At 55.1% G+C, this 13,971-nt stretch carries 14 protein-coding genes; 2 read left to right on the top strand and 12 right to left on the bottom strand.

Annotation, left to right across the window (positions count from 1 at the left end):
* Positions 1–3 precede the first annotated feature (3 nt).
* The 11 genes from acpS to rpoE form a co-directional block, all read right to left on the bottom strand.
* Positions 4–384 carry a holo-ACP synthase gene (gene acpS, locus MFP24_RS02705; protein ID WP_009111841.1) on the bottom strand — a complete coding sequence of 127 codons (381 nt, stop codon included), beginning with the start codon at positions 382–384 and terminating at the stop codon, positions 4–6.
* Positions 381–1,115, bottom strand: coding sequence for a pyridoxine 5'-phosphate synthase (pdxJ, locus tag MFP24_RS02700; protein ID WP_249229000.1), 735 nt, complete (start codon positions 1,113–1,115; stop codon positions 381–383). The genes acpS and pdxJ overlap by 4 nt, the downstream gene beginning before the upstream one ends.
* Positions 1,116–1,195: 80 nt before the next feature.
* Entirely contained in the window at positions 1,196–1,933 is a 738-nt protein-coding gene (gene recO / locus MFP24_RS02695; RefSeq protein ID WP_249229001.1) for a DNA repair protein RecO, read from the bottom strand.
* 11 nt (positions 1,934–1,944) lie between these two features.
* Positions 1,945–2,850, bottom strand: a complete 906-nt coding sequence (gene era / locus MFP24_RS02690; RefSeq protein ID WP_249229002.1) for a GTPase Era — start codon at positions 2,848–2,850, stop codon at positions 1,945–1,947.
* Complete coding sequence (gene rnc / locus MFP24_RS02685; protein ID WP_249229003.1) at positions 2,847–3,527, bottom strand: ribonuclease III; 681 nt, start codon at positions 3,525–3,527, stop codon at positions 2,847–2,849. Before rnc ends, era begins: the two co-directional genes overlap by 4 nt.
* A gap of 178 nt (positions 3,528–3,705) precedes the next feature.
* Positions 3,706–4,665, bottom strand: coding sequence for a signal peptidase I (lepB, locus tag MFP24_RS02680; protein ID WP_249229004.1), 960 nt, complete (start codon positions 4,663–4,665; stop codon positions 3,706–3,708).
* 16 nt (positions 4,666–4,681) lie between these two features.
* On the bottom strand, positions 4,682–6,481 hold the full coding sequence (gene lepA / locus MFP24_RS02675) for a translation elongation factor 4 (RefSeq protein WP_249229005.1): 1,800 nt from the start codon (positions 6,479–6,481) through the stop codon (positions 4,682–4,684).
* Between the two features lie 282 nt (positions 6,482–6,763).
* Positions 6,764–7,234 (bottom strand): SoxR-reducing system protein RseC, encoded by a 471-nt coding sequence (gene rseC, locus MFP24_RS02670; RefSeq protein WP_249229006.1) that lies wholly within the window; start codon positions 7,232–7,234, stop codon positions 6,764–6,766.
* Positions 7,234–8,187, bottom strand: a complete 954-nt coding sequence (gene rseB, locus MFP24_RS02665) for a sigma-E factor regulatory protein RseB (protein ID WP_249229007.1) — start codon at positions 8,185–8,187, stop codon at positions 7,234–7,236. The genes rseC and rseB overlap by 1 nt, the downstream gene beginning before the upstream one ends.
* Entirely contained in the window at positions 8,187–8,831 is a 645-nt protein-coding gene (gene rseA, locus MFP24_RS02660; protein ID WP_249229008.1) for an anti-sigma-E factor RseA, read from the bottom strand. Before rseA ends, rseB begins: the two co-directional genes overlap by 1 nt.
* Positions 8,832–8,887: 56 nt before the next feature.
* Positions 8,888–9,463 (bottom strand): RNA polymerase sigma factor RpoE, encoded by a 576-nt coding sequence (gene rpoE, locus MFP24_RS02655; RefSeq protein WP_009111831.1) that lies wholly within the window; start codon positions 9,461–9,463, stop codon positions 8,888–8,890.
* 365 nt (positions 9,464–9,828) lie between these two features.
* On the opposite strand from rpoE, the gene nadB reads away from it, so the two are divergent.
* Entirely contained in the window at positions 9,829–11,430 is a 1,602-nt protein-coding gene (nadB, locus tag MFP24_RS02650; RefSeq protein ID WP_249229009.1) for an L-aspartate oxidase, read from the top strand.
* Between the two features lie 120 nt (positions 11,431–11,550).
* Here the strand turns inward: nadB and trmN are convergent, their stop codons facing one another.
* Positions 11,551–12,300: a tRNA(1)(Val) (adenine(37)-N(6))-methyltransferase TrmN gene (gene trmN / locus MFP24_RS02645; RefSeq protein ID WP_249229010.1), complete on the bottom strand. Its 750-nt coding sequence runs from the start codon at positions 12,298–12,300 to the stop codon at positions 11,551–11,553.
* A 134-nt stretch (positions 12,301–12,434) separates the two neighbouring features.
* Here trmN and srmB point away from each other — a divergent pair, with 134 nt between their 5' ends.
* Positions 12,435–13,757, top strand: a complete 1,323-nt coding sequence (gene srmB, locus MFP24_RS02640) for an ATP-dependent RNA helicase SrmB (protein ID WP_249229011.1) — start codon at positions 12,435–12,437, stop codon at positions 13,755–13,757.
* Positions 13,758–13,971: the final 214 nt, after the last annotated feature.

The raw sequence follows: 13,971 nt of genomic DNA, 5'->3' as shown, positions 1-13,971 counted from the left end.
GCCTTAATCTTCGATAATCACCGTGGCGCAAGCGTAATGCCGCTCATCAGCCAGGGTAACGTGCACGCGCCTTACTCCCAGATGAGCAGCCAATTCGGCGGCGCTGGCGAAAAAACGCAGGCAGGGTTTCCCTAATTCGTCGTTAAATACCTCAAACTGGGCAAAAGCCAGTCCATTACGAATGCCGGTGCCAAAAGCTTTCGCCGCCGCTTCCTTAACGGCGAAGCGCTTGGCAAGAAAACGCACCGGCTGCTGGTGCCGCTGATATTGCAACCACTCATTCTCGGTCAGGATGCGGCGGGCCAGCCGCTCGCCGGAACGCTCAATAACCGATGCAATACGGGCAATCTCGACGATATCCGTCCCCAGCCCAAGAATGCTCATCGGCGACGGGCTTCCCGCATCAGCGACTTCATTTCAGCCACCGCGGCGCTCAGTCCGCTCATCACCGCCCGTCCGATAATGGAATGGCCGATATTCAACTCGTGCATTTCCGGCAAAGCGGCGATAGCCTGCACGTTATGATAGGTCAGACCGTGACCGGCATTCACTTTCAATCCTTTTCCCGCCGCATAGGCGGCGGCCTCGCGGATACGCTCAAATTCATATTGCCGGGCCTGATCGTCAACGGCATCGGCATAGGCGCCGGTATGGATTTCAATGTAGGGTGCGCCGCTGGCAACCGCGGCATCGATTTGCCGTTTATCGGCATCAATAAACAGAGAAACCTGGATCCCCGCGCGGCTTAATCTGGCCACCGCATGGTTCATTTTTTCCTGCTGGTCGGCGACGTCCAGTCCGCCTTCGGTCGTCACCTCCTGACGTTTTTCTGGCACCAGGCAGCAAAAATGCGGCTTCAGTTCACAGGCGATGTCCACCATTTCTTCAGTCACCGCCATTTCCAGATTCATCCGGGTTTGAATGGTCTGGCGCAGGATGCGTACATCGCGATCGGTGATATGGCGTCGGTCTTCACGCAGGTGGACGGTAATCCCATCGGCTCCCGCCTGTTCAGACAAAAACGCGGCCTGCACCGGATCCGGGTAGGCCGTACCGCGGGCATTACGCAGGGTGGCGATATGATCGATATTAACGCCCAACAACAACCCAGACATGGTAAATCCTCGATAAATTAATACGTAATACGAGGCAGTTTACACCGATGAGCCTATTTCCGGGTACAGAAGAAATGGGATTATTTATCGCAAGACGGTTTTTTCGGAAAATTGAACATGGGGACAAACTGGCGAAACAGTTCGCGACTTTTCAGCGGCTTACCGCCGAGATAGGGCTTTAACGCCATGCGGGTAAAGCGTTTGGCGGCGCGCAACGTTGCCGAATCAGGAAATTCCCTCGCTGCCAGCGCACGCAGCTCATAGCCGGTAAAGCTATAGTTATCGACAATTAAACTGGCGATAAACCCCTTCTCTTCACGGTAGCGATAGGTCATGGTATCGGCTACCGGCTCGCCGCTCCCCGCACAGTGCAGAAAATCCACGCCATACCCCAGGTTCCCCAGCAAGGCGAGTTCAAAACGGCGCAACGCCGGCTCAGGCGCGGCATTCTGAGAGGCAAGCTGTTGCAGGCAATTGAGATAATCAAAGAAAAGCGCGGAATAATTGGTTTCGTGTTCCAACACGCGCACCAGCAGTTCATTCACGTATAAACCGCTATACAGCATGATGCCGCCAAGAGGAAGCGCCAATGACACCGGCTCGGCGTTGCGTAAGGTTTTCATTTCGCCCCGTCCGCTCCAGCGTACCAGCAGAGGAGTGAAAGGTTGCAGACAGCCTTTGAGGCTGGAACGCCGGGCCCGGGCGCCTTTTGCCAGAACCCGAACCCGGCCGTCATTTTCGCTGAACAAATCCAGCAATAAACTGGTTTCGCTATAAGGTCGCCCATGCAAGACAAATGCGCGTTGCCAGCCTTCCATCGGCGTGGGCCTTACAGGTCTTCACTGTAACCCAGGCTGCGCAGGGCACGTTCGTCGTCCGCCCAGCCTGATTTTACTTTTACCCATAATTCGAGATGAACCTTGGATTCAAACATCTCTTCCATATCATGGCGGGCCTCGGTGCCAATGGTTTTGATCTTGCTGCCTTTATTGCCGATCACCATTTTTTTCTGGCCTTCGCGCTCAACCAGAATCAAGCCATTGATGTCATAGCCGCCCCGTTCATTGGTCACGAAGCGTTCAATTTCCACCGTCACCGAATACGGCAGCTCTTCCCCCAGGAAGCGCATCAGCTTTTCACGGATAATTTCTGAAGCCATAAACCGCTGCGAGCGATCGGTGATGTAATCTTCCGGGAAGTGATGGGTCGCCTGCGGTAAATGCTTACGCACAATGCTGGCGATGGTATCGACGTTGGTGCCCTTTTCCGCGGCAATCGGCACCACGTCCAGGAAGTTCATTTGCTGGCTGATAAACTGAATATGCGGCAACAGCTTGGTTTTATCCGTAACGTTATCCACTTTATTGATCGCCAGCAGGACGGGATGTTTCTGGTCGCGCAGCTTGTTCAGCACCATTTGATCATCGTCGTTCCAGTGCGTACCCTCGACCACAAAGATAATCAGTTCCACATCCCCGATGGAGCTACTGGCGGCACGGTTCATCAGGCGATTGATGGCCCGTTTTTCCTCGATGTGCAGCCCTGGGGTATCCACGTAGATAGCCTGATACGGCCCTTCGGTATGAATACCCATAATGCGGTGACGCGTTGTCTGGGGTTTACGCGAGGTAATGGAAATCTTCTGCCCCAGCAGCTGATTCAATAATGTGGATTTACCAACGTTAGGTCGGCCGACAATCGCGACAAAACCGCAGTATGTCTGTTCTTCACTCATTCAAGCTCCAGTTTTTTCAACGCTTGTTCCGCCGCGGCCTGTTCAGCCTTGCGGCGGCTCGAACCGGTGCCAATGACCGATTCACTAAACCCACTGACCTGACAGTGAATGGTAAACTCCTGATCGTGCGCTTCACCGCGCACCTGAACCACCAGATAGTTCGGCAACGGTAAATGACGCCCCTGCAAAAACTCCTGCAACCGCGTTTTCGGATCTTTTTGCTTATCGCCAGGGCTGATTTCATCCAGTCGGCTTTGATACCAATTCAGGATCAAACGCTCAATGGTCTGAATATCACTATCGAGAAAAATACCGCCGATCAGCGCTTCTACCGTGTCCGCCAAAATGGATTCACGCCGGAAACCTCCGCTCTTTAACTCACCCGGCCCCAAGCGCAGGCACTCTCCCAACTCGAATTCACGCGCAATTTCCGCCAGGGTATTACCGCGCACCAGCGTCGCGCGCATCCGGCTCATATCCCCTTCATCCACCTTGGGAAAACGATGATATAGCGCGTTGGCGATAACAAAACTCAGAATGGAATCGCCCAGAAATTCGAGTCGTTCGTTGTGCTTACTGCTGGCACTCCGATGTGTCAGGGCCTGTAACAAAAGTTCGTACTGCTGAAAAGTATAGCCCAGCTTTCTTTGTAAACGGTTTATTAGGATGGGATTCATGTGTTACCAATAGAGATCAACAATGCGTCAAAAACAACAGCACACGGAACAGCCCTGTTTGGTTAACCATCAGCCAAAGCTGTTTCGTTTGCATTGGCTCCCGACCGGGAGCCTTCGCTCATTTCTGAAAATATTCTACAACGGACAGCATAATAATGCTGCGTGTTTATCACCTCGATTAGTGAATACCGCCAATTCGACTCAACCGAACTCCGGTAGGCCACTCGCCTTCCTGTTTTTCAAAGCTCATCCAGATGGCGGTGGCCTTACCGACAAGATTTCTTTCCGGTACAAAGCCCCAATAACGGCTATCCAGGCTGTTATCGCGGTTATCCCCCATCATGAAATAATGCCCTGCCGGCACAACCCAGGTGGCGAGCTGCTGTTGTGACTGCTGATAATATCCGCCGAGCTGGTCCTGCACGCCGGGCACAATCAGGATATTGTGCGTCACATTGCCCAATGACTCTTTACGTATGCCCAGGCGGACGCCATCGGCGTTATTTTCATTCGCCGGGATCTGATAAAACCCGCTGCGGGACTCCAGTCCTGGCTGATGGAATGTCTGAACGAAGTCGCTGGGCTGAACATTATTATAGGTTACCGCCAGCGCTTTATCACAAATTTGCTGACCATCGCAGGCTGGGTGAATGGTAACCTGCTTGCTCAGGGGATTATAGCTGACGCGATCGCCCGGCACCCCGACCACCCGTTTGATAAAATCCACTTTCGGATCGGACGGATATTTAAATACCGCGACGTCGCCGCGCTTGGGATGGCCCGTCTCGATTAGCGTCTGCTGCGTAAAGGGTTCTTTGATACCGTAGGCATATTTCTCCACCAGTATGAAATCACCAATCAGCAGGGTGGGCATCATTGAACCGGATGGGATCTGAAACGGCTCATAAATAAACGAGCGCACAATTAATACCAGCGCCACCACCGGAAATACCGAAGCGACCGTTTCAATCCATCCGGGTTGCGCCGCGGTTTTTGACAACGTACCGTCATCCGCCAGCCCATTCGATGCCGCAAATTTTTTCCGGCGCGCCGGCGCCCACATAAAGCGCTCAAAGCACCAGACAATGCCCGTGACCAGCGTTACCAACGCCAAAATTACGGCAAACATATTGGCCATGCCAACTCCTCAGGATCTATTTGTTGTCTTTGCCAACGTGCAAAATAGCCAGGAAGGCTTCCTGCGGTAACTCAACGTTGCCCACCTGCTTCATACGTTTCTTACCGTCTTTCTGTTTCTGCAACAGCTTTTTCTTACGGCTGACATCCCCGCCGTAACATTTCGCCAGCACGTTCTTGCGCAACTGCTTAACGGTGGAACGGGCAATGATGTGGTTGCCGATCGCCGCCTGAATCGCAATATCAAACTGCTGACGCGGGATCAGATCTTTCATTTTTTCCACCAGATCGCGACCGCGGTACTGTGCGTTGTCGCGGTGGGTAATCAATGCCAGTGCATCGACGCGCTCGGTGTTGATAAGTACGTCCACCCGGACCATATCCGACGCCTGAAAACGTTTGAAGTTATAGTCCAGCGAGGCGTAGCCTCGCGACGTCGATTTCAGGCGGTCAAAGAAGTCGAGCACCACTTCCGCCATCGGAATGTCATACGTCAGCGCCACCTGATTACCGTGATAGACCATATTGGTCTGTACGCCACGCTTCTCGATGCACAGCGTGATGACGTTACCCAGATATTCCTGCGGCATCAGCATATGGCATTCGGCGATGGGCTCGCGCAATTCCTGAATATTATTCAGCGCCGGCAGCTTCGACGGGCTGTCGACGTAAACCGTTTCACCGGCGGTGGTTTCAACTTCATAGACCACCGTAGGCGCGGTGGTAATCAGTTCCAGATCGTATTCACGTTCCAGCCGCTCCTGGATGATCTCCATATGCAGCAACCCAAGGAAGCCGCAGCGGAAACCGAAACCCAGCGCGGTAGAGCTTTCCGGTTCGTAAAACAGCGAAGCATCGTTCAGGCTCAGCTTACCCAATGCGTCGCGGAAGGCTTCATAATCATCGGAACTGATGGGGAATAGCCCGGCATAAACCTGGGGTTTGACCTTTTTGAATCCCGGCAACGCTTTTTCCGCCGGCTGACGGGCCTGCGTTAACGTATCGCCCACCGGCGCGCCCAGAATATCTTTGATGGCGCAGACCAGCCAGCCGACCTCGCCACAGTTGAGCACGTCGCGGTCGACCCGTTTCGGGGTGAAAATACCCAGCCGATCGGCGTTATAAACCTGCCCGGTGCTCATGACCTTGATCTTGTCGCCTTTGCGCATCGAACCATTTTTAATGCGCACCAGTGAAACCACGCCAAGATAGTTATCAAACCAGGAGTCGATGATCAGCGCCTGCAGCGGCGCCTCCGCGCTCCCCTGAGGAGGAGGCACGTCCCGCACCAGGCGTTCCAATACTTCAGGCACGCCGACGCCGGTTTTAGCCGAACAGCGCACGGCGTCCGTCGCATCGATGCCGACGATATCTTCGATTTCCTGCGCGACGCGATCCGGATCGGCGGCCGGCAGGTCGATTTTGTTAAGCACCGGAACCACTTCCAAATCCATATCCAGCGCGGTGTAACAGTTCGCCAGCGTCTGAGCTTCCACCCCCTGGCCGGCATCAACCACCAGCAAAGCGCCTTCGCAAGCGGCCAGCGAGCGCGAAACTTCATAAGAGAAGTCGACGTGTCCGGGAGTATCAATGAAGTTTAACTGATAGGTTTGCCCATCCGCCGCATGGTAATCCAGCGTCACACTCTGCGCTTTGATTGTTATACCGCGCTCGCGCTCCAGATCCATTGAGTCCAGAACCTGCGCAGCCATTTCACGTTCGGTTAAACCACCGCAAATCTGGATAATGCGGTCGGATAATGTCGACTTACCATGATCGATGTGGGCAATAATGGAGAAATTTCGTATATGCTTCATTATAAAAATTTTTCTACCTTGATATTCCAGAAATTCTTGCCGATGGGCATGCGCATTAGGTGAAAACAGCAGCGATGACCTTCCACCTGAATCGCTGCATTCTACATGCCGGACGACCGAAAACCTAGTCATGTACCGCGCATTAACTTTGATTATGACGGTTTTATTCGGGATGGCGGCGCGACAGGATGAAAGAAGAGGTTAAAGCGATGACAACGGCCGAAAGTCATGGGGATAGGCAAGGAATGACGGCGTTATCTTTCTTCTCCCGCGCGCCTCATTCTATGACTCGGTCAGGGTGTTAATTTGCAATAACTCCCCCGGAAGCGCAATTTGCAGAATAACCGGTTGATAACGGCTGTTTTTCCCCAGCTTTGCCGCCCAGCGCTTTACGGATAAAAAAGCCGCCCCGCCGCCGATCAATGCGCCCAGAACAGCGGCAAGCTCGCTGGCGAACAAAGCCTGAAATAGCGCCGAGCCGGCGAACAGTCCCAGCAGCGGAACAAAATAGACCATGACGGCGGAGTGCAGCAGGCTCTCTTCGGCAATACCCAGCTCAACCCGCTGACCGCTTTGCAGCGGCTGCGCGCAGGGCACATGCAGCGTGTGTTCGGCCGGCGCGCCTAACTGGTTCAATATCGAGGTCCCGCAGGAGGAGCGCGACTGGCAGCTACCGCAGCCGGAACGTTGTTCACAGCGCAGCAGCGCGATGCCGTCCTGCCATGAAATAACCGTCGCCCATTCTTTAATCATCATTGCGCCTTGAAGATAACATTGTCCGCCACACGCTTGGCCGTGGCCGGCGGGAGCTCGCCGACCACGGTGATCTCATTGTTATCACGAACCTCGGTGTGTATTGAACGCCTGCCGGTACGAACAGCCTGCTCGCCGCGCGCTTCGGAAGAGGGACTGACGTTGATGGAAAAACTGAACAATCCGTCGCTGTACAAACGCGTTTCAATAGGGAGCGTGGCTCCCGGCAATACCCTGCGGCTGCGCGACACCTCTTTCATTCCCAGCGGCAGCCACTGCGCCAACCAGGCAAAATCCTTGTTTTCGGCCGCGGGGGCCGACAGTGCGGGAGGAAGACGAATATTTTCCAGCGGACGCATCGCGTTCACCACGCCGTCATCGACGATTAAAGCGGTCGCCAGGAATTGCTCCAGACGCTCGCCATTACGATCCTGCAGATCGACCCGCAAAGGCAATTTTGACTCCGCGTCCATCCAGACGGCATAGCTGTAGCGCGTCGCATCCCGTGAAATAATCCTGATCCCCACGGCCAGACGATCGGCGATGCGCACACGGCCGTCGGCGGGAACAAAGTCGTAATACTGGGCGATTTTCTGAAAATCAGCGTAAACCAGCGAGGGTAACGAATCGACGATATGATCGCTCGACAGGGTAAAAGGCTCAAGACCGGCATCGAAATAGCTGATTTCATTGCCCCGCTGCACGATCTCGCGCCGCGGCCCGTCCATAAACATTAACTGCGCCAATGAACGATTATTAATCACCGCGTGACGGTAGCGCACCGACTCGAATCCCTGACGGGTGATATTGATAAAAGAGATTTCATAGTTTAACGAACGGCTGGCGCTGTTCATTTGTTGCAACAACGCCCCGGACGCGGTTTGCGCCGGGGCGATGGTGGAATAAAACAGACTGCCAATCAATAAACAGACGGCAAACCAGACAGGCTTCATTACCGAGGCTGAGTTCCTAATGATTGAGTTCCTGGAACCTGAATCGCCGCTTGCTGATCGTCATGCTGCTGGAGTTGTTCGGCGTGCAGGCGGCGCTGTAATTCATAATCCTGCAAAATAGCATTGAGGCGGTTACGTTGCACGTCCGATTTCTGCTGCCCCTGAGCCGCCGCATTTTCCGACGGCACGCCCAGGCTGACCGGCGACGCCGTTCCCATTGCCGGTAGCGTACTGAACGCCGCAGACTCGGTTACGCCGTCCGAGCCGCCGATTTGGTTGTAATTCTGCACGCCGACAATCACCGCCAGCGATACGCAGGCCGCGACGCCAATCTGGGTCAGCTGGCTGGCCCACGGCCGCACCTTGTGCCAGAACGGCAGCTGTGACCAACTCCGCGGATGTGGCTGAGATTCGGGGACTGCCTGGGGAACCAGGCGTACAGGCTCCTGCTCGATAGCGGCAGCGACGCGTGAAGCGATATCCAGATGGATAGCGTTTTCACCAATATCTCCACGCAATGTGTCGCGGATAAGATGATAACTTTGCCAACTTTGCTGTAACTTATCATCGCGCGACAAGGCACTCAGCAGTTCGGAATCGACAGCCTCACCATCCATTAAAGCGGAAAGCTTCTCTTTCTGCATACCCACACCCTTATCAGTCAAATCCATCATTAATCATACGCTGCGCTTGCCACTCGCTAGCGCTGAATAAGCGGTTGTACTTTGTTATCAATCGCTTCCCGCGCCCGGAAGATACGGGAGCGAACCGTGCCGACGGGACAATCCATAATTACGGCTATCTCTTCATAACTCAATCCATCCAATTCACGCAAGGTAATCGCCATGCGCAAATCCTCCGGCAACGACTCGATGGTACGGAAAACGATGCTTCTTAACTCCTCTGACAACATTAAATTCTCAGGGTTCGATATTTCTTTCAATGCGCCGGCATTTTCATAGTTCTCCGCATCGTTGGCGTCAATATCGCTGGAAGGCGGGCGGCGGCCCTGAGCAACCAGATAGTTTTTCGCCGTATTCACCGCGATGCGATACAACCATGTATAAAAGGCGCTATCGCCGCGAAATGACTCCAGCGCGCGATACGCCTTGATAAACGACTCCTGTACCACGTCAGGTACGTCCCCCTGAGGGACGTAACGGGATACCAGGCTCGCCACCTTATGCTGGTAGCGAATAACCAGTAGGTTAAACGATTTTTGATCGCCCTTCTGGACCCGCTCTACCAGGACCTGATCTGCTAGCTGCTCGCTCATCCGAGGTAATATCTCCTCAAACCGTTCTCCACACGTAAAATAGTACTGCCAGCCATATATAGTTATACCCAGAGCAAGCTCCAGCTTAGAGCCAACGCATGGCATTAAAGTTCCGGGCAATCAATTTCTTCTGCCTACCGCGGTTAACCGTGCCCATAACGAGTCGCGCCGACTCGTCATTTTTTTCAGTTATCATCGGGCACAACGGGCCGATCATACGATAAATCCATGCCATTAGCACGGACCTGCCCTGCCTGGGGAGTGGTATTTATACATCTTTACAGGGCGATCAAAATCAATACATGGATAAAACATTGAGTGCTAACATCGGTTTTCCCTTCCTTTTTTATGTTGACGATACAAACATGCAACCGACCACTGAATACTCCTGTGATGTGTTAATCATTGGCAGCGGTGCTGCCGGGCTGTCTCTCGCGCTGCGTCTGGCCGACCACGCAAACGTTACCGTTCTCAGTAAAGGACCGCTTAATGAGGGCTCGACCTTCTATGCCCAGGGCGGCATTGCCGCGGTTTTCGATGAAACCGACAGCATCGATTCACACATCGACGATACATTAGTCGCGGGCGACGGGCTGTGCGAGCGTGAAGCCGTGGAGTTCATCGCCGGCAATGCCAAAAGCTGCGTGCAGTGGCTGATCGATCAGGGCGTACTGTTCGATACGGAAACCGACGCCGGCGGCGAAGCGCGTTATCACCTGACCCGAGAGGGAGGGCATAGCCACCGCCGGATCCTGCATGCGGCCGACGCCACCGGTAAAGAAGTGGAAAATACGCTGGTACAAAAAGCCCGCTCCCATCCCCGAATCCATATTATGGAACGATGTAACGCCGTCGATTTGCTCACCTCAAGCAAACTGGGCCTGCCGGGAACCCGGCGGATTGTCGGCGCGTACATATGGAACCGTGAACGGGAAACGGTCGAATCCTGCCGGGCAAAGACCGTCGTTCTTGCCACCGGCGGCGCATCCAAGGTGTATCAATACACCACCAACCCGGATATTTCATCCGGCGACGGCATTGCCATGGCATGGCGCGCGGGCTGCCGGGTAGCCAACCTGGAGTTCAATCAGTTTCACCCCACCTGCTTATTTCATCCGCAGGCGCGTAATTTTCTGCTGACCGAAGCCCTGCGCGGCGAAGGGGCTTACCTGAAGCGCCCCGACGGCAGCCGCTTTATGCCCGACTTCGATCCCCGAGGCGAACTCGCCCCGCGTGACGTCGTCGCCAGAGCGATCGACCACGAAATGAAGCGGCTTGGCGCGGACTGCATGTATCTGGACATCAGCCATAAACCCGCGGAGTTTGTTAAACAGCATTTTCCCACCATCTATGAAAAGCTGTTGGCGCTGGGCATCGATATTACCCGTGAGGCTATTCCCATTGTTCCCGCGGCGCACTATACCTGCGGCGGCGTGATGGTCGATCAGCATGGGCGCACCGATCTCGACGGCCTGTACGCCATCGGCGAGGTGAGCTATACCGGGCTGCACGGCGCCAATCGCATGGCGTCGAACTCCTTGCTGGAGTGTCTGGTCTACGGCTGGTCGGCGTCGGAAGATATCCTGCGCCGCCTGCCGCAAATCAAACCCATCAAGAAACTGCCGGCCTGGGATGAAAGCCAGGTCGACAATTCGGACGAGCAGGTGGTTATCCAGCATAACTGGCATGAGCTAAGGCTATTTATGTGGGACTACGTCGGCATCGTGCGCACCACCAAACGGCTGGAACGGGCGCTGCACCGCATTACCCTGCTCCAGCAAGAAATTGATGAGTATTACGCTCATTTCCGTATTTCCAATAACCTGCTGGAGCTGCGCAATCTGGTGCAGGTGGCGGAGTTGATCGTTCGCAGCGCGCTGGAAAGAAAAGAGAGCCGCGGATTGCATTACACTCTTGATTATCCAGATCAGTTCGACGCCCCTAAACCCACCATCCTCACCCCTTAGCGGCGATTTTTTATGGCGGGCTATCCCTGCCCGCCACCCTCAGGGCCGTCGCGGGCGACGTTGAAAAACGCTCCGGGCGTTTTTTTATGGCGGGCTATCCCTGCCCGCCAAGCTACATAACTACATAACTACATAAAAATGCCTGGTCAGCGCCCGGAAATCGGCGGAGTAGCGCCGATCCGCGTCACGTATCGCCAACTGCCGCGCCCGGCACTCTCCGGGTTGCAGCGATAGCGCCAACAGCGTGCGGTGCGCCGGGCGTGCATGATATTCGGCGACGTCTACGCGCTGGCGGAGAAACCAGTGCTGCTGCGCCGCCAGCGTAATAAAAGCCTCGGCGACCGATACAGGCAGCACCACGCAGAATAGGCCGTCGGGCGTTATCAGACGCCGCACGCAGTCGAGCAGCAGCTCATGCGGCAGCGTGGCGGTGTAACGAGCCTGGCTTCGCTGCGCCGTACCGCAGGCGATACCGGGCGTATAATAAGGCGGGTTGCTGACAATCAAGGAATAACGTGCCGCGCCGGCGGCGGCGAAATCGGCAATATCCGCAACCTGAACCCTCATACGATCGGACCACGGAGACGCGGCGATATTCTCTCCGGCCTGGCGGCCCGCCGCCGCGTCCAGCTCCACCGCATCGATCCGCACATCATTATCAGTGCGCTGCGCCAGCATCAGGGCGATCAATCCCGAGCCGCAGCCGATGTCCAATACGCGCTGCACGCCGTCGGATACCGGCGCCCACGCCCCCAGCAATATGCCGTCGGTTCCCACCTTCATGGCGCAGCGATCGTGCGCCACGAAAAAGCGCTTGAAGGTAAACCCATCGCGTCGCAGCGACGATTTATGGTCAGGTTGCTCACTCATTATGCCGGGCTCCAGATGAAAACCGTCGTAGCATAGGGTAAACATCTATACAGTAAAAGCGCGGTTGTCTGTTTTAAACAGGTGAAGAACCCGGCCAATGCGTCTATAATCAGCGCCCCAAATAGAGGTAGACCATGACAGCAACAACTTTTTCCGAGTTAGATCTTGATGACAGCCTGTTAGACGCCCTGCGCGATATGGGTTATGAACGCCCGACGGCTATCCAGTTGGCGGCCATTCCGCCGGCAATGGACGGCCGCGATGTGCTGGGCTCAGCGCCGACCGGCACCGGCAAAACCGCCGCCTATCTGCTGCCGGTCTTGCAGCATCTGTTAGATTTTCCTCGTAAAAAATCCGGGCCGCCTCGTATTCTGATCTTAACGCCGACGCGAGAACTCGCCATGCAGGTCGCCGATCAGGCGCGCATCATGGCCGCCCACACCCACCTGGATATCGCCACCATTACCGGCGGCGTGGCCTACATGAACCACGCCGAAGTGTTCAGTGAAAATCAGGATGTGGTGGTGGCGACCACCGGTCGTCTGCTGCAATATATCAAAGAAGAGAATTTTGACTGCCGGGCGGTAGAAACGCTGATCCTGGATGAAGCGGATCGCATGCTGGATATGGGCTTCGCGCAGGATATCGAGCATATCGCCGGTGAAACCCGCTGGCGCAAACAGACACTGCTGTTCTCCGCGACGCTGGAAGGCGAGGCGATTAAAGACTTTGCCGAGCGTTTGCTGAACGATCCGGTCGAAGTTGAAGCCGATCCCTCACGCCGCGAGCGGAAAAAAATTCTGCAATGGTACTACCGCGCCGACGATATCAAACACAAAACCGCCCTGCTCTGCCACCAGTTGAAACAAGCGGACGTTACCCGCTCAATCGTTTTCGTGCGCAAGCGCGAACGAGTGCATGAACTGGTGGCCTGGTTACGGGAAGTCGGCATTACCGCCTGTTATCTTGAAGGCGAAATGGTACAGGCCAAGCGTAACGAAGCGATCAAACGCCTGAGCGACGGGCGGGTGAACGTGTTGGTGGCGACCGACGTCGCCGCACGCGGCATCGACATCAATGATGTCAGCCACGTGTTCAATTTCGACCTTCCGCGTACCGCCGATACCTATCTCCATCGCATCGGCCGTACCGGTCGCGCGGGGCGCAAAGGCTGCGCGATCTCTTTCGTCGAAGCGCACGATCACCTGCTGCTGGGGAAAATCAGCCGTTATCTGAATGAACCGCTGAAAGCGCGGGTTATCGAGGAGCTTCGCCCGGCCACCAAAGCGCCCAGCGCCAAAACCACCGGCAAGCCCTCCAAAAAAGTATTGGCCAAGCGGAAAGAAAAGAAAGAGAAAGAAAAAGAGAAGGTCAAGGTGAAGGTACGTCACCGGGACAGCAAAAACATCGGCAAACGCCGTCAGCCGGTTCCCAAAGCGGGTGAGTCTGGCGAATAACGCGCTGGAATGCAAAAAGGGAGCTTCGGCTCCCTTTTCAGACCATTGACAAAGCTCGTTATTAGGGAGAGCGCGGCGAGGGGCCGTAGCGGCGTAAGCCGCCGGAGCGCCCCTCGGTACGGTAGGCCCGGGTATCGCCGACTTACAGGCGACTTTGTCAGCTACCTCAAAGGGAGCTTCGGCTCCCTTTTGTATTTACGTCACGCTCTCGAAT

Origin of the sequence: Brenneria tiliae, assembly GCF_023347575.1 — a bacterium.
GTDB classification, from domain to species: domain Bacteria; phylum Pseudomonadota; class Gammaproteobacteria; order Enterobacterales; family Enterobacteriaceae; genus Brenneria; species Brenneria corticis.
Note: the sequence above shows the minus strand (reverse complement) of the source record. Positions and strands in the feature narration are given on the sequence as shown.